The following is a 19,895-nucleotide window of genomic DNA, read 5'->3' as shown; positions in this document are numbered from 1 at the left end:
CCATGCGGGGCCAACCGGATTTCCGCGATAGTGGACGCATGTGTCGGAACATCCGGGTGCTGCACAACTTCGAGCCGCCCGCCACCGAGGACGAGATCCACGCCGCCGCCGTCCAGTACGTGCGCAAGGTCAGCGGATCGACCCGCCCGTCCGCGGCGAACCAGGAGGCCTTCGACGCCGCGGTCGAGGCGGTGGCCGAGGCGACCAGGGTCCTGCTCGAATCCCTGGTCACCAAGGCCCCGCCGCGCGACCGCGAGGTGGAAGCCGCCAAGGCGAAGGAACGCGCCGCCGCCCGCTACGGCACCTGATCAGGCACGCGAGGCCGCGTCGGCTTGTCGCGCCGCTCCTCCCGACGATCACGCTCTTCGATCGTCGGGAGGAGCGGCGGGATGAGCCGACTTTCAGGCGGCCTCGCCGCGACGCCGGAGGCGGCGCGATCAAACACCGTCCAAGGCGGTGACCAGGTCGGTCACCAGGTCCTCGCCGGACTCGATGCCCACGGACACGCGGACCAGGTCGGCCGGCACCTCCAGCATCGAGCCGGCGGTGCTGGCGTGGGTCATCTTGCCCGGGTGCTCGATCAGCGACTCGACGCCGCCCAGCGACTCGGCCAGCGTGAACAGCTTGGTGCGCGAGCAGACCTCCAGCGCCGCCGCCTCGCCGCCCTCCACGGTGAACGAGATCATGCCGCCGAAGCGCTTCATCTGCTTCGCCGCGACCTCGTGGCCGGGGTGCTCGGGCAGGCCCGGGTAGAGCACGGACGTCACGCGCGGGTGGCGCAGGAGGGCCTGCACGACCAGTTCGGCGTTGTCGGAGTGCTTCTCCATGCGCACTTCGAGCGTCTTGATGCCGCGCAGCGTCAGCCACGCGTCGAACGGGCCGGGCACCGCGCCCGCGCCGTTCTGGAGGAAGCCGAACGCCGCGTCCAGCTCGTCGTCCGAGGTCACCAGGATGCCGCCGACGACGTCGGAGTGGCCGCCCACGTACTTGGTGGTCGAGTGCAGCACCACGTCCGCGCCCAGCGCGAGCGGGCTCTGCAGGTAGGGCGAGGCGAAGGTGTTGTCCACCACCAGCCGCGCGCCCGCCGAGTGCGCGACCTGCGCGAGCAGGGCGATGTCGGCGATGTTGAGCAGCGGGTTGGTGGGCGTCTCGACCCAGATCACCTTGGTGTTCGGGCGCACCGCCGCGCGCACCGCGTCCACGTCGGACAGCGGCACGGGGGTGTGCTCGACGCCCCACTGGCTGAGCACCTTGTCGATCAGGCGGAACGTGCCGCCGTAGGCGTCGTTCGGGATGACGACGTGGTCGCCCGGCCGGCACATCGCGCGCAGCGCCGTGTCGGTGGCGGCCATGCCGGACGCGAAGGCGCGGCCGTGGCGACCGCCTTCCAGCGCCGCCATGCACTCTTCGAGCGCCGCGCGGGTGGGGTTGCCGGTCCGCGAGTACTCGAAGCCGCCGCGCAGGCCGCCGACGCCGTCCTGGGCGTAGGTGGAGGTGGCGTGGATCGGGACGATGACCGAGCCGGTCGTCGGGTCCGGTTCCTGGCCCGCGTGGATTGCCCTGGTCGCGAAACCGTAGGGGGCGAAGTCCGTCATGTCACAAGGGTACGACCGGGTGAAAAAACACCGCCCGCTGGCCTAATCGGCCAACGGGCGGTGTCGAGGGACCTGCTAGCTCACCACTGCTGCGGCGGCTGCTGGCCGTACGGGTTCTGCTGCGGCTGACCGTAGGGGTTCTGCTGCTGCTGGCCGTACGGGTTCTGGGGCTGGCCGTAGGACTGCTGGCCCGGGTACCCGCCGCCGGGCATGCCGGTGTCGGGCGCGTTCACGACGATGGTGCCGAGGATCTTGTCGGCCCACGTCTGCTTCTTGACCTCCCACAGCGGCGCGAACCAGCCCGCGTAGCAGGGCAGCGAGTCGACGAAGTGGCACAGGTGGCGGACGAACGCGTTGCCGAAGCCGATCGGCTGCATCGTCTCTTCCTTGAGCAGCTTGATCTTCGCGACCTTCTTGCCCAGCGACTGGCCGGTGGTGCCCGCCAGGTACCAGGAGTTGTAGATCATGAAGCCGAGCAGCGCCAGGTAGCCCACGCCGGCGAGCAGGAAGGCCAGCGTCGGGTCGCCGGTGGCGGAGCCGATGCCGACCAGGATGCCGACCACGAGGCCGGGGGCGCCGTAGTCGATCAGCGCGCCGACCGCGCGGGAGCCCCACTCGGCGTAGCCGGTGGGCGGCGCGCCGTACGCGGCGGCCTGGCCGTAGCCGGGCTGCGCGCCCCACGCCTGCTGCTGGGGCTGGCCGTAGGGGTTCGCCTGCTGCGGCTGGCCGTACGGGTTGGCCTGCGGCTGGCCGTAGGGGTTGGACTGCGGCGGCTGGCCGTACGGGTTCGCCTGGGGCTGGCCGTACGGGTTGGACTGCGGCGGCTGGCCGTAGGCCGGCGGCTGCTGGGGCTGGCCGTACTGGGCCGGCTGCTGGGGCTGCCCGTACGGGTTGGGCTGCTGGGCCGGGAACCCGCCGGACGCCGGCGGCTGCTGCGCCGGGAAACCGCCCGACGCCGACGGCGGCTGCTGGGTCGCGCTCGGCGGCACGACCTGCGTGGCGTCCGGGTTCACCGCCTGCTGCGGGCCGGACGAGGGCACCACCTGGGTGGCCTCCGGGGGCGGGAACGCAGGGGACGAGCCGCCGCTCGGCACGACCTGGGTCGCGTCGGCGTTCGGGGGCTGGGCACCCTGCCCCTGCTCCTGCTGGTGTTGACCGCCGAATTGCTGGTTCCCTGGCGGCTGAGGAGCGTTCATCGGAGTTTCCAACCCCCTTGGCGTGGGCCGTAGGCGTATGAGTCGGTGGCCAACGCTAGCGGATGCGCCCGCGTCGGCCACCGGCAACCGGTGAACGTGTCGTTGCTATCGCCCGGCGAGGAAGCCCAGGATGTCCTGCCGGGTGACCACGCCGGCGGGCTTGCCGTCGTCGAGCACCAGCGCGCCGTCGGCGGCCGACAACGCCTGCATCGCGGCGCTGATCGACTCGCCGGACCCGATGGTGGGCAGCTTCACCGACATGTGCGCGTCGAGGCGGTCGGTGAGCTGGGCCTTCCCGGTGAACAGGGCGTCGAGCAGGTCGCGCTCGTTGACCGCGCCCGCCACCTCGGCCGCCATCACCGGCGGCTCGGCGTTGACCACGGGCATCTGGGAGACGCCGTACTCGCGCATGATCGCCACGGCCTCGGCGACCGTCTCGTTCGGGTGGCCGTGCACCAGGTCGGGCATGGTGCCGTCCTTGCGCCGCAGCACGTCGCCGACGGTCGCGCCGGACGTGTCGGGCGACAGGAAGCCGTACTGCGCCATCCACTTGTCGTTGAACACGCTGGACAGGTAGCCGCGACCGCCGTCGGGCAGGAGCACCACGACCACGTCGTCCTCGGTCAGGCCCTCCGCGACGCGCAGCGCCGCCGCGACCGCCATGCCGCACGAGCCGCCGACCAGCAGGCCCTCTTCCCGGGCCAGGCGACGGGTGAGGTCGAAGGAGTCCTTGTCCGAGACCGCCACGATCTCGTCGCACACGTTGCGGTCGTACGCGTCCGGCCAGAAGTCCTCGCCGACGCCCTCGACCAGGTACGGCCGGCCGGTGCCGCCGGAGTAGACCGAGCCCTCCGGGTCCGCGCCGACGACCTTCACGCGGCCCTCGGAGATCTCCTTGAGGTACTTGCCGGTGCCCGAGATGGTGCCGCCGGTGCCGACGCCGGCGACGAAGTGGGTGATCCTGCCCTCGGTCTGCCGCCAGAGCTCGGGGCCGGTGCCGTGGTAGTGGCTGGCCGGGTTCTCCGGGTTGGCGTACTGGTTGGGCTTCCAGGCGCCGGGGATCTCGCGGACCAGGCGGTCGGACACGTTGTAGTAGGAGTCCGGGTGCTCCGGCGCGACCGCGGTCGGGCACACCACGACCTCGGCGCCGTAGGCCTTGAGCACGTTGCGCTTGTCCACGCTGACCTTGTCCGGGCAGACGAAGACGCACTTGTAGCCCTTCTGCTGGGCCACCAGCGCGAGGCCGACGCCGGTGTTGCCCGACGTGGGCTCGACGATCGTCCCGCCCGGCTTGAGCGCGCCGGAGCGTTCGGCGGCCTCCACCATGCGCAGGGCGATCCGGTCCTTCACGCTGCCGCCGGGGTTCAGGTACTCGACCTTGGCCAGGACGAGCGGCTTGAGCCCCTCGGCGACCTTGTTCAGCTTCACGAGCGGCGTGTTGCCGACCAGGTCCACGACGCTCTCGACGTACTCCACCGCTAGTCCCTTCCCACAACGCGAGATGACTTGCGCAGCGTAACCGCTGCCGGGTGACGCGCGAGCCGCGGCGTTTGGCGGGTAATCCGCGCGGCTTTGTGGACGATTGTCCCCAGGGGGTGGTGTCCGTGCGGTGGTGGCGGTTCCTGGCGGTGGTGCTGGGCGCGGTGGGTAGCGTGACAGGACTGGCGTACGGCCTGTTCACGCGGCAGTCGCGGCGGGCGCGGGTGGTCATCGGCGTGCCGGACGCGCCGCCGCCGCGCGCCGACGGCGTGTACGGGAGCGGCGACGCGAAGCCGGTGCGGTTCGCCGTAGTGGGCGACTCGATGGCCGCCGGGCTGGGGGTGGACGACCCGGCCGAGCTGCCCGGGGTGCTGCTGGCGACCGGGTTGGCGGAGGAGTTGGACCGGCCGGTGCGGCTGGAGACCTACGCGATCAGCGGGTCCACCACGCGCGACCTGCCGGCCCAGGTGGACCGGGTGGTGGCCGACCCGCCGCGGCTGTGCCTGGTGGTGATCGGGGCGAACGACGTGACGACCCGGATGCCGGTCGCCGTGTCGGCCGCCCTCCTGGGCGTCGAGGTGCGGCGGCTGCGGGCGGCGGGGGTCGGCGTGGTCGTGGCGACGTGCCCGGACCTGGGGTCGATCCAGCCGATCGCGCAGCCGCTGCGGTCGGTGGCGCGCGAGTGGAGCCTGCGGCTGGCGCGGGCGCAGCGGCGCGAGGTGCTGGCGGCGGGCGGCGTGCCGGTGGCGATGGGCGACCTGCTGGCGCGCGAGTTCGTGGCGCGGCGGGGCGACTTCTTCAGCCGGGACCGGTTCCACCCGAGCGCGGCGGGGTACGAGGCGGCTGCATCGATCCTGCTGGCCCCGCTGGTCGGCGTCCTGCGTCACGAGTGGTAGCCGGGCTGAACAGGCGTTAACTAGGCTTCAAGGCATCTCTGCGGCGAAACAAAGGAGTTCCGTAATGCCTGAGGCCGTGATCGTCTCCGCAGCCCGGTCGCCCATCGGGCGTGCGGGCAAGGGTTCGCTCAAGGACGTCCGGGCGGACGACCTGACCGTGCAGGTCCTCAAGGCGGCGCTGGCCAAGGTGCCGCAGCTGGACCCGACCGAGATCGACGACCTGATGCTGGGCTGCGGCCTACCCGGCGGCGAGCAGGGCTACAACATGGGCCGGGTCGTGTCCGTGCTCGCGGGCTTCGACCACCTGCCCGGCACCACCGTGACCCGCTACTGCGCGTCCAGCGTGCAGACCACGCGCATGGCGCTGCACGCCATCAAGGCGGGCGAGGGTGACGTGTTCATCAGCGCCGGCGTGGAGACCGTGTCGTCGTTCGCGCGCGGCTCGTCGGACAGCTGGCCGGGCACCCACAACCCGGTGTTCGCCGACGCCGAGGCCCGGACGAAGTCGGTGGCGGAGAACGGCGCGGCGGAGTGGGTGGACCCGCGCACCCGCGGCGAGCTGCCCGACATCTACATCTCGATGGGCCAGACGGCCGAGAACCTGGCCCTGGCCAAGGGCGTGTCCCGCGAGGAGATGGACCACTTCGGCGTCCGGTCGCAGAACCTGGCGGAGAAGGCCATCGCCAACGGCTTCTGGGCGCGCGAGATCACCCCGATCACCCTGCCGGACGGCACGGTCGTGTCCACCGACGACGGTCCCCGACCGGGTGTCACCTACGAGGGTGTCGCGGGCCTCAAGCCGGTCTTCCGCCCCGACGGCCGCGTGACGGCCGGCAACTGCTGCCCGTTGAACGACGGCGCGGCGGCGCTGGTGATCATGAGCGACACGAAGGCCCGTGAGCTGGGCATCACGCCGCTGGCGCGGGTCGTCTCCACGGGTGTCTCGGGCCTGTCCCCCGAGATCATGGGCCTGGGCCCGGTCGAGGCGTCCAAGCGCGCCCTGGCACTGGCCGGGCTGTCGATCGGGGACATCGACCTGGTGGAGATCAACGAGGCGTTCGCCGCGCAGGTCATCCCGTCCTACCGGGAGCTGGGCATCGACCTGGACAAGCTGAACGTCAACGGCGGCGCGATCGCGGTCGGCCACCCGTTCGGCATGACCGGCGCGCGGATCACGACGACCCTGATCAACTCGCTGCAGTTCCACGACAAGCAGTTCGGCCTGGAGACCATGTGCGTCGGCGGCGGCCAGGGCATGGCGATGGTCATCGAGCGCCTGAGCTGACACGCGTCACACTTCCGGCCCCGACCCGTCCCTGTTGGTAGGAGGTCGGGGCCATGACGTACGTGTGGTGGCACAGCGGGTACGACTCGCTGTGCCACGCCTTTTCACCGGTGCAGGCATCGGAGGCCTACTTCGAAGCCGCCTGCACGCACTCGGTGCCACCGGACAAGCTCATCCGGGACACACAGGGCGCCCTCTGCATGTCCTGCTTGATCAAGGTCGGCTCGGAGATGCCCACCGAGGACCGCCGAGCCTCCACCTGGCGCGACTAAAACCAACGCCAAGAGAGGGCGCGCAGCGCCTTCTTGGGGCTGCCGCACGGCACGACCCAACTCGGGCTTCTTGCTTGTGTCATCTCCGTATGGCCTGCCCGAAGGGCTACCACAGATTTTCGGGGTTGCGGCCGAAATTTTGTGAGGAACGAGCAAAATTTTAGCGGCAACCCCGGAAATCTGTGGTTGGCTCCGCCAGGCCATACGGAGATGACACGAGCAAGAAGCCCCCGCTTTTTCTTTTGCTTTTGTGTCATCTTTGGCGGCCTGCCCGCCGGCGAGGCTCTTTTACGCTTTTCGTGCGCTTCACGCAACGCGCTCCGCGCTCGCAAGCTCAGACGCGCTTCGCGCTGGTGAGCGCTGCGCGCTCGTGAGCGCTGCGCGCTGGTGAACGCTTCGCTCTCAAGCGGACGCGCTGGCGCGCTCTCAAGACAAGGGCGGCCTGGAGGCCGCCAATGGGGGTGACGGGCGTCGTGTCCCCCACCGCATGGCCTGGCGGAGCCAACCACACTTTCCCGGGGTCGGTCGAAAAACTTTTGCTCGTTCCTCGCAAAACTTTTTGGCCCGACCCCGGCAAAGTGTGGTAGCCCTTCGGGCAGGCCATACGGTGGGGGACACGAAGCCCTCGGTTTGTGCATGAATGCACTGCCGCGCGGAGCGCGGCGAAGAGCCGGCGCTGCGCGCGGCTGAGCATGCGGCTGGGGGTGTTGCTTTCCTTGAAAGGCGAAGGGCGCCCGGCTGGAGCCGGGCGCCCTTCGTCGTTCTGCTACTGGATGTCAGTCGCGCTGCAGGTAGGACAGCAGGCGGAGGATTTCCAGGTAGAGCCACACCAGGGTGGTCATCAGGCCGAACGCCGCCCACCAGGCCCACTTCGCCGGCACGCCCGAGCGGATCATCTCGTTCGCCGCCTCGAAGTCGAGGAGGAAGTTGAACGCCGCGATGCCGATCACCACGAGGCTGAAGACGATCGCCAGGGTGCCGCCGTCGCGCAGGCCCGAGTTGACGCCGAACAGGCCGAGGAGCAGGTTGCCGAGCATGAGCACGACCACGCCGACCGTCGCGCCGATGATCCACTTGGTCAGGCGCGGGGTGACGCGGATCGCACCGGTCTTGTAGACCACGAGCATCGCGCCGAACACGCCGAACGTGCCGAGGATCGCCTGCCACGCGATGCCGGGGAAGAACGCCTCGAACACGCCGGTGAGGGCGCCGAGGAACACACCCTCCGCCACCGCGTAGGTCATGACCAGCGGCGCGCTCGGGGTGCGCTTGAAGATGATGACCAGGGACACCACGAGGCCCACGAGCAGGCCCGGGATGACCAGGGCGTAGGGGCCGACGACCTTGGTCAGCACCAGCCAGGCCGCGACCAGGCCGACGACCAGGGTGGTGGCCAGGGTGATCGCGGTCTTGGTGACCACGTCGTCGATCGTGATGGGGCGCTCGCCGGTGGTCGGCGGCGCCTGGTAGCCGTACGGCTCGGTGCCGTACTGCTGTTGCTGGCCGAAGCCTGCGTAGCTCCCGTAACCGCCGCCGGTCGGCAGGTTGCGGAACGCGGGGTTGCTGGTGGTACGCACCTCGTCCTCCTGTGGCGTTTCGACGCCGTCACGGGGTTCAACGACCACACGAGTCGATCGGTTCCCGTCGGTAAAAGCGACTTTACCCGGGCTGTCGATCTCGAATCCACAGCCCACGCTGCGGAGCGTAGTCGCCGTCCCACCCCGCTGGCGGCTTGTCCGTCAAACCAACGAGACGTAAGGCTCACTCCGGCACAAGTACGCCGGACGACGCACCCGAAGGGGCCAGGTTCAGACATGGGGTGGAGACGACTCACCGGCGCGGTGCTCGCGGCCGGTGTGGCCTTGCTCGCCGTGCCCGGAACGTCGGGCGCGCAGGTCCAGGAGGGTATCGGCCACCACACACCGGCCCAGGGGTACGCGGGCAAGCCCGGCACCACCGACTGGCTCGGCTCCTACATCTGGCAGGGCAAGCAGGTGTGGTGCGTCTCCTACTCCTACCTCGCGCCGGACAGCAGCGTGGAGTACCAGGAGGGTGACGAGCTGAAGACCAAGGCGGGCGTCCCGCTCGCCCCGGAGGTCGCGGCCAACATCTCCTACCTGCTCCTGCGCTACTCGACCACCAACTCGCCGGACGAGTCGGCGGCGCTGGCGCACCTCCTGCACTCGTGGACCTCGTTCGAGCACGGCGGCCTGTCGCTCAGCCCGACCAGCGACTACCGCACCATCGCCTACAACGAGGCCTTCCACTACGACAACCTGCCGCAGAGCGCCCGCGAGACCGCGGACCGGATGCGCAAGGACGCCGAGACCAACCGCGGCCCGTGGACGGCCCAGGTCACCGCGCCCGCCGAGGAGCAGGTGATCGGCACGCCCGACGCCTGGAAGGTCGACGTGTCCAAGCCCGACGGCGCGATGGTCGGCGGCGTCCCGGTGACGGTCGAGGTGGTCGACGCCACGTTGGAGAACGGGCTGGCGACCGCCGAGTTGAAGACCGCGCTCGACGGTGGTCCCCTGACCGTGAACGTCGTGCCGACCGGCCCCAACCCGTCCGTGGTGGTCAAGCTGGACAGCCCGGCGGACAAGCCGAAGGTCCACATCCCGGCCGGCCGGGAGAACATGCAGCGCATCGTCACCACCGGCGGCGAGAAGAAGCTGACCGCGCAGGCCTCGACCAAGGCCAAGACCGCGCCCGGCGCGGTGAAGGTCGCCAAGACCGACGCCGAGACCGGCAAGGCGATCGCGGGCACCGCCGTGCGGATCACCGCCGCCGACGGCACGTCCCCCGCGCTCAAGCAGGACGACGCGGGCGTGACCGGCCCGGACGGCAAGCCGCTGGTCCTCCAGACGGGCGAGGACGGCACCGCGACCGTGCCCGACCTGCGCACCCCGCAGGAGGTCTGCGTGGTCGAGGTGGCCGCGGCCAAGGGCTACCAGGAGTTCTTCGACCCGAACGCGCCCCCCAAGGCCTGTGGGAAGGTCGAAGCGGGGCAAACGCTTGCGCTCGCGTTGGCGAACAAGCCGGACCGGCCCGTCGTGCCGATCACCATCCACGCCGGGTCCGAGGGCGGCGGCGTGACGGCCAAGGCCGCGTTCACCACCGAGTTGAACACCGGCGCGCTGGTCGCGTTCGGCGGCGGCGTGCTGATCGCCGGCGGGCTGCTCGGCTGGATCGTGCGGCGACGCCTGGTGGCCGCCCGGTCGTGACGGGCCCGGTCGTGAGAGGTCCGGTCGCGTGAGGGCGTTCCTGACCGGCGCGGTGGTGGCGTGCCTGCTCGCCGGTCTCGCGCTGGTGTCCACCCCCGCGCCCGAGGTCGTGGCGGGTGTCGCCGTACCGGGTGACCCGGTCGTGCCGCACCCGCTCGGCGACAGCCTGAACGGCGGGCGCGGCGTGGACCTCGCGGGGTTGCCCGGCGGGGCCAACCCGCCCGCGTCGCCGACGACGCCGCCCCCGGCCGAGCCGCCGCCCGCTCCCCCGGCGCAGGCCCCCGGCACGGTCCGGCTGCCCGAGGGCGGGTTGGCGACGCTCGTGCGCGAGGAGGTCACGGCGAACGGCGAACTGCCCGTGCCCGAGGGCGTCGGCGAGGCGACCTGGTGGGGCGTGGACCTCGGGGCCGCCGAGGGCGCGACCGTGCTGGCCGGGCACGTGAACTGGAAGGGCGTCACCGGGCCGTTCGACGAGCTGTGGCGGTCCGCGCCGGGCCGGGAGGTCACGGTCGTGGACACGGCGGGCAACGTTTACAAGTACGCCGTCAGCGAGGTGCACACCGTGCGGAAAGACGAACTGCCGACGCGTGCCGTCGAGCTGTTCGGGCCGCGCGGCGGGCACCGGCTGGTGCTCGTGACCTGCGGCGGACGGTGGGTCGGCGGCGCGCAGGGGTACGAGGAGAACCAGGTCGTCGTGGCGAAGCCGGTCACGTAGGAGCAACCACCGGATACCCAGAGTCGTCTTGAGGGTGTGAAACGCAGGGGTTTCGTCACGACCGCGGTGGCGCTCGCGCTGACCTTGACCGTGCTGGCCGTGCTGGGCGCGCGCGAGGAGGAGCCGGGCAGCGACCCGGGCGTCCTGGCCTCGCCGCTGCCGATCGCCCCGCGCCAGCAGGCGACGTCGACCGGCCCGACGCCGACCGTGCCCGCGCCCGCCACGCCGCCGAAGTGGATGCGGAAGGTGCAGCCGGGCGAGAAGCCCCCGCAGTTCGTGCTGTTCTCCTTCGACGGCGCCGCGTCCAAGGCCCACTGGGACCGGGTCATGCCGCTGGCGCGCCGGGTCAACGCCCACGTCACCGGCTTGCTGTCAGGTGTGTACCTGATCCCGGACGCGGAGGGCGCCTCCTACACCGGTCCCGGCCACCGCCCGGGGTACTCCTCCATCGGTTTCGGCGGCACGCGCGAGGACGTGGCCGCGCGGATCAGGTACCTCAACGACGCCATCGACGCCGGGCACGAGATCGGCACCCACTACAACGGCCACTACTGCCAGGGTGACGAGCCGAGCGTCGGGAAGTGGACCACCGACGAGTGGAACCGGGAGCTGGACCAGTTCTTCGCCGTGGTCGAGAAGGCCCGCGCGCAGGGCTTCAAGCTGGACCCGGCGGCGGTGAAGGGCGGCCGGACGCCGTGCCTGGAGGGTGACTGGGGGCAGGCGTTCCCGGCGATGCGGGGCCACGGGCTGGTCTACGACACGAGCCACGTGAGCCTGGGCGTGGTGTGGCCGTCGGTGCGGAACGGGATGTGGGAGTTCCCGATGCCGGAGGTGCGCGTGCCGGCGCTGGGCCGGCAGGTCGTGATGATGGACTTCAACCTCTGGTACGCGCTGAACGGGGCGAAGGACGACCCGGGCCCGCCGGGCGAGTTCACCCAGGTGGTGCTGGACACGTACCGGTCGGTGTACCAGGCGGCGTTCAACGGGAACCGGGCGCCGATGGTGGTGGGCAACCACTTCAACGACTGGGCGGGCGGGGCGTTCAGCGCCGCGGTGGAGAAGTTCATGGAGGAGGTGTGCGTGCGGGAGGAGACGGTGTGCGCCACCTACACCGAGGTCGTCCAGTGGATGCAGCTGCAGGACCCGGTCGTGCTGGACCAACTCCGTCGGATGCCTCCCGCACGCAACTAGGTGATCACCCGTCCGTGCTGAGGATTCGGTCGTCCGTGGTGGCAGGGGTCCCACGGCCGTCTCGGTTGGAGGTGCCCAGCCAGAGCGTGCCGTCCGGGGCGGGGGCGACCGCCCGGATGCGGCCGTAGCCGGTGAACAGCGCGACCGGCGTGCCGAGGGTGGTGCCCGCGACCGGGATCTTCCACACCCGCCGGCCGGTCACCGCGCCCAGGTAGAGGGCGTCCTTGTAGAAGCCGATGCCGGTGGGGCCGGCCTGGGAGGTGGACCAGGTCTTCACCGGGTCCACGAACCGGCTGTCCCCGCAGGCGCCCTCGCACGTGGGCCACCCGTAGTTCTTGCCGGCCTGGATCCAGTTCAGCTCGTCGGTGCGGTTCTGGCCGAACTCGGTCGCGTACGCCCGGCCGCCCGCCCACGTGATGCCCTGCGGGTTGCGGTGGCCGAGCGTGTAGACGCGGCTGTTGAACGGGTTGCCGGGCGCGGCGGCGCCGGTCGTGGTGAACCGCAGGACCTTGCCGCCCAACGAGTTCACGTTCTGGGCGTTGCCGGTGACGCCCGCGTCGCCGGTGGTGGCCCACAGGTGGCCGTCGGGGCCGAACTCCAGGCCGCCGCCGTTGTGGATGCGCGCCTTGGGGATGCCGGTGACGATCGGTTCGACCGCGCCGCCCAGGCGCACGCGGGCGATCCGGTTGTCCGACGCGGCGGTGTAGTAGACGTAGACGGTGTTGTCGGTGGCGAACGTCGGCGACACGGCCAGGCCCATCAGGCCGCCCTCGCCGCCGGGGACGGCTTCGGCGACCGTGTGCACGGTGGTCACCGTCGTCCCGGTGATCTTCTTGATCCTCTTGGTGTCGCGTTCGGTGAAGATGCCGCTGCCGTCGGGCAGGAACTCGATGTCCCACGGGACGGCCTGGCCGGTCGCGACGGTCCGCACGGCGGCGGCCGTCGGCTCGGCGTGCGCGGGGCCGACCGCGGCGACGAGAGCGGCGATGGACAGCACCGCACCTAGACGAGCACGCATGTGCGCTCCTCCGTAGTCCGCACTGGCTCGGCGGCGGAACTCGGCGGTTCCCCCGATGCAACCACACCCGGTCGAGACCGGCAACATTCATCGGAGGACTGATCCACTTGCCGGTTGGGCAACGCTCCTTACGATCTAGCGCGAGGCGCTCCGGACGCTCTACCGTGGGACTCCGCCGCCGCGTCCTCACGACGAGTGCGAGGAGACGCGCCATGCAGACCGAACCGAAGCGCACGTGGGTCAAGCCCGACTTCGTCGACGTCGACACCCCGATGGAAGTCACCGCGTACGCGGCCAGGAGCTGACCACCCGCCACCGTGGCTCCGGGTGCCGCCACCGGAGTCACGCCGCCGTGTTCGCGAAACCCCTTGGGAGCGCGCATGACCGAGCCGTGGTCGGCCGAGGAGTTCACCGCGCGGCTGCGCGGGCTGTCCACCCGCTACTGGGACACCCACCCCTTCCACCTGCGCCTGCACGCGGGCTCCCTCACCAAGGACGAGCTGCGGTCGTGGGCGGCGAACCGGTGGTACTACCAGCGCTGCATCCCGCGCAAGGACGCCGCGATCCTCGCCAACTGCCCGGACCCGGACGTGCGGCGGCAGTGGCGCGAGCGGATCGTCTGGCACGACGGCACCAAGCCCGGCGAGGGCGGCGCGGAGGACTGGCTGCGCATGGCCGAGGCGTTGGGGCTGTCCCGGGACGAGGTGCTCGACGAGCGGCACGTGCTGCCGGGCGTGCGGTTCGCCGTGGACGCCTACGTCACCTTCGCCCGCACCAAACCGTGGGTGGAGGCGGTGGCGTCGGGGCTGACCGAGATGTTCTCCCGCGGCCTGATGGCCCGGCGGTTGGCGGACATGCGGGCGCGGTACCCCTGGATCGCCGAAGAGGGTTTCGCCTACTTCACCGCGCGGCTCAAGGTGATCTCGGGAGAAGGTCGGTCCACTTTGGACCTGGTCGTGCGCAACTGCGCGACCCGCGAGCGGCAGGAGGCGGCGGTGGCCGCCTTGGCCTTCAAGTGCGACGTGCTGCGGGCGATCCTCGACACCGTCGACTACTACTCGGGGACGAGACCATGAGCGACCTCTACACCACGCCGAGGTTGGGCAAGGGCGTGAAGACGGCTTACGACCAGACCCGGGACAGCCACGTCGTGCTGTTCCCGGAGGGCGTGCTGGTGCTCAACGAGACCGCCGCCGCGGTCGTGGGCATGTGCGACGGCCGCACCACCATCGCGCAGATGGCGGAGAAGCTGGCCGAGGACTTCGACGGCGTGCGCGTGGACGACGTGGCCGAGCTGGTCACGCGCCTGGCCGCGCGCAGGGTGGTGGTGACCGATGGCTGAACCGCCGTTCGGGCTGCTCGCCGAGCTGACCCACCGCTGCCCGCTGCGCTGCGGCTACTGCTCCAACCCGCTGGAGCTGGTGCGGCGCGAGGCGGAGCTGTCCACCGCCGAGTGGCGGGACGTCTTCGACCAGGCGCGGGAGCTGGGCGTGCTCCAGTTCCACCTGTCCGGCGGGGAACCGTTGGCGCGCCGGGACTTACCCGAGCTGGCCGCGCACGCGAGCGGGCTGGGGGCCTACGTCAACCTGGTGACCAGCGGGCTGGGCCTGACCGCGGCACGGCTGGCGGAGCTGGTCGTGGACCACGTGCAGCTCTCCGTCCAGGACGCCGACCCGGCCAACGCGGACCGCATCGCGGGCGTGAAGGGCTTCGCGCCCAAGCTCACGGCCGCGCGGGCAGTGCGGGACGCCGGGCTGCCGCTGACGGTGAACGTGGTGCTGCACCGGCTTAACCTCGACCACGTGGCCGACATCATCGCCCTGGCCGAGGAGATGGGCGCGGACCGGTTGGAGCTGGCCAACACGCAGTACTACGGCTGGGCGTTGCGCAACCAGGCGGCGCTGCTGCCGACGGAAAGCCAATTGAGACAAGCGGATTCGGTCGTGCGCGCGGCGAAGGACCGGTCCGGCATGGAGATCGTGTACGTGATCGCGGACTACCACGAGGCGCACCCCAAGCCGTGCATGCACGGGTGGGGCGCGCGGCAGCTGACCGTGGCGCCGAACGGGGACGTCCTGCCGTGCCCGGCGGCGACGGTGATCGAGGGGTTGGGCATCGAGAACGTGCGAGTGTCGTCGTTGCGGGACATCTGGTGGGATTCGGTGTCGTTCAACGCCTTTCGCGGGTTCGACTGGATGGGTGAGCCGTGCCGCGGCTGCCCGCGGCGGGAGGTGGACTTCGGCGGATGCCGGTGCCAGGCTTTCCAGTTGACCGGGAACGCCGCGAACACCGACCCGGTGTGCTCGCTCTCGCCGCACCGCGGGGTGGTGGAGGAGGTCCTGCGGCGGCCCGCGGTGGACGCCCTGGTGGCCCGGGAGGTGGCCCGGTGAAGGTGGTCCTGCTCGGCACGGCCGCGGGTGGCGGTGTGCCGCAGTGGAACTGCGCGTGCGGCCCGTGCGCGGGGGTGCGGCGCGGTGAGCTGTCGCCGCGCACCCAGGACGGCCTGGCGGTCAGCGGCGACGGGGTGTCGTGGTGGCTGCTCAACGCGTCGCCGGACCTGCGGGTCCAGCTCGCGGCGACACCGTGCCTGCACCCCGGCCCCGGCCCGCGCGACACCCCGCTGCGCGGCGTCCTGCTCACCGACGCGGAACTCGACCACACCCTGGGCCTGCTGACGCTGCGCGGCGCGGCGGGCCTGCGCGTCCACGCGCCCGCGACCGTGCTGCACGCGCTGGGCGAGACGCGAGCGGTGCTGGACCGGTACGCCGAGTGGCGGTGGCGGCAGGTCGAGCCGGAGCAGACCTTCGTGCTCGACGGCGGGCTGGAGGTGACGGCGTTCCCGGTGAGCGGCAAGCGGCCGAGGTACGCGGCCGAGTCCACTGTGGAGGGTCACTGGGTGGTGGCCTACCGGCTGCACGACCCGCGGACCGGCGGCATCGTCCTGTACGCGCCGTGCCTGGCCGGCTGGCCGCTGGGGTTCGACGACCTGGTGGCGGAGGCGGACGTGGCGCTGCTGGACGGGACGTTCTACGCGCCGTCGGAGATGGGCGCGGCGACGGGCCGGGCGGGGGGCCAGTCGGCGATGGGCCACCTGCCGATCACGCACACCCTGCCGGAGCTGCGCAGGCACCCGCACGTGCGGCGGGTCTACACGCACTTGAACAACACCAACCCGGTGCTCGACCCGGAGTCGGCGGAACACGCGAAGCTGCGCGAGGCGGGCGTGGAGGTGCTGCCGGACGGGGCGGTGATCGAGGTCTGAGCCGACCGGCCCCGGCGGGCTGGGGCGCGGGTCGATCGGGGGGTTAAACCCACCGCTTTCGGCCCGCGCGCAAGCCAGAATCGACGGCATGACGGACCACGACCTCGTGCGCGGAGTGGCCTCGCGGCTTCGGACCGCCGGGCTCGCCCTGGCGCGGGTGCCGCTGTGCCTGATCGGCCTCCCGCTGATCCCGCTCCAGCTCTACACCTACCCGCTGATCCTGGTGACGGTCGGCGTGCCGATGCTGCTGCTGTTCACGGCGCTGGCGCGCAAGTACACCACCGTGCACCGCTGGTGGGCCGGGAAGGTGCTGGGCGAGCCGATCGCGCTGCCCTACCGCAAGCCCGCCAACCGGGGGCCGATGACGCGGGTCCGCACGATCGCCACCGACCCCGCGACGTGGCGGGACATGGGTTTCCTGCCGCTCAACGCGGTCATGGGCGTGCTCTGCGGCGTCCTGCCGGCGGCGCTGTGGCTGGGCGGCGTCCTGGGGCTGCTCACCCCGTTCATCTGGCTCGCGGGCGGCACCGACCTGGAGCCCAACGGGTTGAGCCCGAACGACCCCGGCGGCTGGTTCCTCGCCCCGTTGCTGGGCGCGCTCTACCTGCTCCTCGCGTGGTGGGGCACCGAGCGGATCGTGCGGGTGCACGCCCTGTTCGTGCGGTGGATGCTCGCGCCCAGCGCCACCGAGGCGCTGACCCACCGGGTGCGGGAGCTGGCCGACTCGCGCGCGGACACGGTGGACGCGCAGGCCGCCGAGCTGCGCCGGATCGAGCGGGACCTGCACGACGGGGCGCAGGCGCGGCTGGTGGCGCTGGGCATGAGCCTGGGCATGGCCGAGGAGCTGCTCCAGCGCGACCCGCGGGCCGCGCGGGACCTGCTGGCCGAGGCGCGCCAGTCGTCCTCGCAGGCGCTGGCGGAGCTGCGGGACCTGGTGCGCGGCATCCACCCGCCGGTGCTGGCCGACCGCGGCCTGGAGGGCGCGTTGAAGGCGCTGGCCCTGGCGCACCCGTTGCCGGTGGAGGTGGACGTCGTGCTGCCCGGCCGGCCCGAGGCGCCGGTGGAGTCGGCGGCGTACTTCGCGGTCGCCGAGACGCTGACCAACGTGGCCAAGCACAGCGGCGCGACCAGCGCGTGGGTGCGGGTCCGGCACGAGGGCGGCCGGCTCGCGCTGATGATCGGCGACAACGGGCACGGCGGCGCGGAGGCGACCGACGGCGGCGGACTGCGCGGAATCGAGCGCAGGCTGGGCGCGTTTGACGGCACACTCGGCATCGCGAGCCCGATGGGCGGGCCCACGATCGTCACCATGGAGCTGCCGTGCGCGTTGTCCTCGGAGAAGACCTCGTCCTCCTCAGGGACGGCCTGATCCGACTGCTCCAGGCCTACGACTTCGACGTCGTGGAGGCGGTCGACTCCGGTCCCGCCCTGCTCAAGGCCCTCGTCGACCACCGCCCGGACGTGGCGGTGGTCGACGTGCGCCTGCCGCCGACGTTCACCGACGAGGGGCTGCGCGCGGCGATCGAGGCGCGCAAGCGGGTGCCGGGGCTGCCGGTGCTCGTGCTGTCCCAGTACGTCGAGCAGCTCTACGCGCGCGAACTGCTGTCCGACCGGGCGGGTGGCGTCGGCTACCTGCTCAAGGACCGGGTGTCGGACGTCCGGCAGTTCGTGGACGCGATCCGGCGCGTGGCGGCCGGCGGCACCGCGATGGACCCGGAGGTCATCTCCCAGTTGCTCACCCGCGGCGACCGCGACCGCCCGCTGGCCACGCTCACCCCGCGCGAACGGGAAGTGCTGGGGCTGATGGCGGAAGGCCGGTCCAACGCGGCGATCGCCGCGCGGCTGTTCGTCACGGAGAAAGCCGTCGGCAAACACATCGCCAACATCTTCGGCAAGCTGGGGCTGCCGTTGTCCGAGGACGACAACCGGCGGGTGCTGGCCGTGCTCGCCTATTTGGACCGGCTCTAGTCGTTATTTAGGCTAAGTACCAAGTTGCATTCCCAACCGACGCCCGGGGGGCTCACCGTGGACACGACAGCCACTCTCGCCGAAGAACTGCTCGACCTGATGTCCCGCCTGTCTCCCTTGGGCGCGACCGTGTTCGGACTGCCCGGTTACGACCACCTGCTCACCGACCACACGCCCGCGGCCGAGGGGTCCGCACGGGCCAAGGCCGCGGACATCGCCGCCCGCGCGCGGGCCCTGCCCGGCGACGACGACCCGGTGACCCGGGCGGTCGTCGTGCAGCAGGCCGAGGCGACGGTGGACCTGCTCGACGCGCGGTCGGTCGAGTACACGATCAGCCCGTCGTTCTTCTCGGCGGCGGGCGAGGTCCTCAACGTCATGCCGATGTCCGTGGTGAAGACGCCCGAGCAGGAGCAGGACTACCTGCGGCGGCTGGCGGCGGTCCCGGCGTTCCTGCGGGTGGTCGGCGAGCGGCACGTGGCCGGCGCGGCGGCCGGGCGCACCCCGGTCGCGCACCTGCGGGACGCGGCGGTGGACTACCTGGACCGCTACCTGACCGCGCCGGAGGACGCGTTCGCGCGGGTGAGCGGCAGCGCCGAGTTCAACGCCGCGCGCGACGAGCTGATCGAGGCCGAGGTGCGGCCCGCGTTCGCGGCGTACCGGGACGTGGTCGCGGGGTTGGAGGGTCGCCCGCTGGACAAGGTGGGCCTGTGCTGGCTGCCCGACGGCGAGGCCGTGTACGCGGGGTTGGCGCGGGTGCAGACCAGCACGCAGCGCACGCCGAAGGAGCTGCACCAGACCGGCTTGGAGCTGATGGCGGCGCTGGCGCGGGAGTACGCCGAGGTCGGGTCGCGGGTGTTCGGGACGCGGGACGTGGCCGAGGTGTTCGAGCGGATGCGCACCGACCCGGCCCTGCGGTGGGGTTCGGAGGAGGAGCTGATCGAGGCGGCGCGCGCGGCCGTGGTCCGGGCGGAGGAGGCGGCGCCGGCGTGGTTCGGCCGCATCCCGTCGAAGCGGTGCCTGGTCGAGCCGGTGCCCGAGGTGGACGCGCCGGGCGCGCCGACGGCCTTCTACGCGCCGCCGTCGATGGACGGCGGTCGGCCGGGGACGTACTACGCCAACACCTACCGGGTGCAGGAGCGGTTCCGGTACCAGGCGGAGGCCATCGCCTTCCACGAGGCCGTGCCGGGGCACCACTTCAAGATCGTGCTGGCGCAGGAGCTGACCGACCTGCCGATGCTGCGCCGGGTCGCGACGGTGACCGGCTACCTGGAGGGCTGGGGCCTGTACTGCGAGCGGCTGGCCGACGAGATGGGCTTGTACTCGGACGACGTGGCGCGACTGGGGATGCTGGCGATGGACTCGATGCGCGCCGGCCGGCTGGTCGTGGACACGGGGCTGCACGCGCACGGGTGGAGCCGGGAGCAGGCGGTGGCGTACCTGACCGAGAACACGCCGCTGGCGGCCGTGGAGATCGAGTCGGAGGTGGACCGGTACATCGCGGCGCCGGGGCAGGCGCTGTCGTACATGGTGGGGCGGTTGGAGATCCAGCGGATCCGGGCGGCGGCGGAGGAGTCCCTGGGCGACCGCTTCGACATCCGCGCGTTCCACGACCTGGTGCTGGGCGGCGGGCCGCTGCCGTTGGCCGTGCTGGACGAGGTCGTGCGGGGTTGGGTGACGGCGCAGCTCTGAGCCCGGTGGGCCCGCTCGGCCGGTCGCGGTTGGCGGCCGGCCGGGCGGACCCGGGCCAGGCTCGGCGGGCGCCGGCCGGGCGGACCCGGGCCGGGCACGGCGGGC

20 protein-coding genes are annotated in these 19,895 nt (G+C 71.8%); 15 read left to right on the top strand and 5 right to left on the bottom strand.

What is annotated here, in order from left to right:
* Positions 1-38 precede the first annotated feature (38 nt).
* The gene (locus tag AB0A74_RS25905) at positions 39-308 is read left to right on the top strand and encodes a DUF2277 domain-containing protein (protein WP_358253295.1); all 270 of its coding nucleotides are present in this window, start codon (positions 39-41) and stop codon (positions 306-308) included.
* A gap of 129 nt (positions 309-437) precedes the next feature.
* On the opposite strand, the gene AB0A74_RS25900 is transcribed toward AB0A74_RS25905, so the two are convergent.
* The 3 genes from AB0A74_RS25900 to AB0A74_RS25890 form a co-directional block, all read right to left on the bottom strand.
* A complete protein-coding gene (locus AB0A74_RS25900; protein ID WP_358253293.1) occupies positions 438-1,595 on the bottom strand; it encodes a cystathionine gamma-synthase in 1,158 nt (385 codons plus the stop codon).
* A gap of 80 nt (positions 1,596-1,675) precedes the next feature.
* A complete protein-coding gene (locus AB0A74_RS25895; protein ID WP_358253291.1) occupies positions 1,676-2,791 on the bottom strand; it encodes an RDD family protein in 1,116 nt (371 codons plus the stop codon).
* Positions 2,792-2,896: 105 nt separating this feature from the next.
* Positions 2,897-4,267 (bottom strand): cystathionine beta-synthase, encoded by a 1,371-nt coding sequence (locus AB0A74_RS25890; protein ID WP_358253290.1) that lies wholly within the window; start codon positions 4,265-4,267, stop codon positions 2,897-2,899.
* Positions 4,268-4,395: 128 nt separating this feature from the next.
* Here AB0A74_RS25890 and AB0A74_RS25885 point away from each other — a divergent pair, with 128 nt between their 5' ends.
* From AB0A74_RS25885 to AB0A74_RS25875, 3 genes are all read left to right on the top strand, one after another.
* Positions 4,396-5,166, top strand: a complete 771-nt coding sequence (locus tag AB0A74_RS25885) for an SGNH/GDSL hydrolase family protein (RefSeq protein ID WP_358253288.1) — start codon at positions 4,396-4,398, stop codon at positions 5,164-5,166.
* A 64-nt stretch (positions 5,167-5,230) separates the two neighbouring features.
* Positions 5,231-6,451 (top strand): acetyl-CoA C-acetyltransferase, encoded by a 1,221-nt coding sequence (locus AB0A74_RS25880; protein WP_358253286.1) that lies wholly within the window; start codon positions 5,231-5,233, stop codon positions 6,449-6,451.
* A 53-nt stretch (positions 6,452-6,504) separates the two neighbouring features.
* Positions 6,505-6,723: a hypothetical protein gene (locus tag AB0A74_RS25875; RefSeq protein ID WP_358253284.1), complete on the top strand. Its 219-nt coding sequence runs from the start codon at positions 6,505-6,507 to the stop codon at positions 6,721-6,723.
* Positions 6,724-7,499: 776 nt separating this feature from the next.
* On the opposite strand, the gene AB0A74_RS25870 is transcribed toward AB0A74_RS25875, so the two are convergent.
* Positions 7,500-8,300, bottom strand: a complete 801-nt coding sequence (locus tag AB0A74_RS25870) for a Bax inhibitor-1/YccA family protein (protein ID WP_358253283.1) — start codon at positions 8,298-8,300, stop codon at positions 7,500-7,502.
* Between the two features lie 237 nt (positions 8,301-8,537).
* On the opposite strand from AB0A74_RS25870, the gene AB0A74_RS25865 reads away from it, so the two are divergent.
* Genes AB0A74_RS25865 through AB0A74_RS25855 form a run of 3 tightly spaced genes read left to right on the top strand, consistent with a single transcriptional unit; the run spans position 8,538 to position 11,853 of the window.
* Entirely contained in the window at positions 8,538-9,947 is a 1,410-nt protein-coding gene (locus tag AB0A74_RS25865; protein WP_358253281.1) for a hypothetical protein, read from the top strand.
* Between the two features lie 28 nt (positions 9,948-9,975).
* On the top strand, positions 9,976-10,662 hold the full coding sequence (locus AB0A74_RS25860; protein WP_358253279.1) for a class F sortase: 687 nt from the start codon (positions 9,976-9,978) through the stop codon (positions 10,660-10,662).
* A 36-nt stretch (positions 10,663-10,698) separates the two neighbouring features.
* Positions 10,699-11,853, top strand: coding sequence for a polysaccharide deacetylase (locus AB0A74_RS25855; protein ID WP_358253277.1), 1,155 nt, complete (start codon positions 10,699-10,701; stop codon positions 11,851-11,853).
* Between the two features lie 4 nt (positions 11,854-11,857).
* Here AB0A74_RS25855 and AB0A74_RS25850 read toward each other — a convergent pair whose 3' ends face one another.
* A complete protein-coding gene (locus AB0A74_RS25850; RefSeq protein WP_358253275.1) occupies positions 11,858-12,871 on the bottom strand; it encodes a PQQ-dependent sugar dehydrogenase in 1,014 nt (337 codons plus the stop codon).
* A 212-nt stretch (positions 12,872-13,083) separates the two neighbouring features.
* Here AB0A74_RS25850 and pqqA point away from each other — a divergent pair, with 212 nt between their 5' ends.
* From pqqA to AB0A74_RS25810, 8 genes are all read left to right on the top strand, one after another.
* Positions 13,084-13,176, top strand: a complete 93-nt coding sequence (gene pqqA / locus AB0A74_RS25845; protein WP_309115668.1) for a pyrroloquinoline quinone precursor peptide PqqA — start codon at positions 13,084-13,086, stop codon at positions 13,174-13,176.
* 75 nt (positions 13,177-13,251) lie between these two features.
* Positions 13,252-13,947, top strand: coding sequence for a pyrroloquinoline-quinone synthase PqqC (gene pqqC / locus AB0A74_RS25840; RefSeq protein WP_358253273.1), 696 nt, complete (start codon positions 13,252-13,254; stop codon positions 13,945-13,947).
* The gene (gene pqqD / locus AB0A74_RS25835) at positions 13,944-14,213 is read left to right on the top strand and encodes a pyrroloquinoline quinone biosynthesis peptide chaperone PqqD (protein ID WP_358253271.1); all 270 of its coding nucleotides are present in this window, start codon (positions 13,944-13,946) and stop codon (positions 14,211-14,213) included. Before pqqC ends, pqqD begins: the two co-directional genes overlap by 4 nt.
* Complete coding sequence (gene pqqE / locus AB0A74_RS25830; protein WP_358253269.1) at positions 14,206-15,261, top strand: pyrroloquinoline quinone biosynthesis protein PqqE; 1,056 nt, start codon at positions 14,206-14,208, stop codon at positions 15,259-15,261. Before pqqD ends, pqqE begins: the two co-directional genes overlap by 8 nt.
* Positions 15,258-16,133: a pyrroloquinoline quinone biosynthesis protein PqqB gene (gene pqqB / locus AB0A74_RS25825; protein WP_358253268.1), complete on the top strand. Its 876-nt coding sequence runs from the start codon at positions 15,258-15,260 to the stop codon at positions 16,131-16,133. The genes pqqE and pqqB overlap by 4 nt, the downstream gene beginning before the upstream one ends.
* A gap of 88 nt (positions 16,134-16,221) precedes the next feature.
* On the top strand, positions 16,222-17,502 hold the full coding sequence (locus AB0A74_RS25820; RefSeq protein WP_358253266.1) for a sensor domain-containing protein: 1,281 nt from the start codon (positions 16,222-16,224) through the stop codon (positions 17,500-17,502).
* Complete coding sequence (locus AB0A74_RS25815; RefSeq protein WP_343932597.1) at positions 17,454-18,101, top strand: response regulator transcription factor; 648 nt, start codon at positions 17,454-17,456, stop codon at positions 18,099-18,101. The genes AB0A74_RS25820 and AB0A74_RS25815 overlap by 49 nt, the downstream gene beginning before the upstream one ends.
* Positions 18,102-18,158: 57 nt before the next feature.
* Positions 18,159-19,790 (top strand): DUF885 domain-containing protein, encoded by a 1,632-nt coding sequence (locus tag AB0A74_RS25810; protein ID WP_358253265.1) that lies wholly within the window; start codon positions 18,159-18,161, stop codon positions 19,788-19,790.
* Positions 19,791-19,895: the final 105 nt, after the last annotated feature.

Origin of the sequence: Saccharothrix sp. NPDC042600, from assembly GCF_040647305.1 — a bacterium.
Classification (GTDB): domain Bacteria; phylum Actinomycetota; class Actinomycetes; order Mycobacteriales; family Pseudonocardiaceae; genus Actinosynnema; species Actinosynnema mutabilis.
This window is presented reverse-complemented; position numbering and strand designations above follow the sequence as displayed.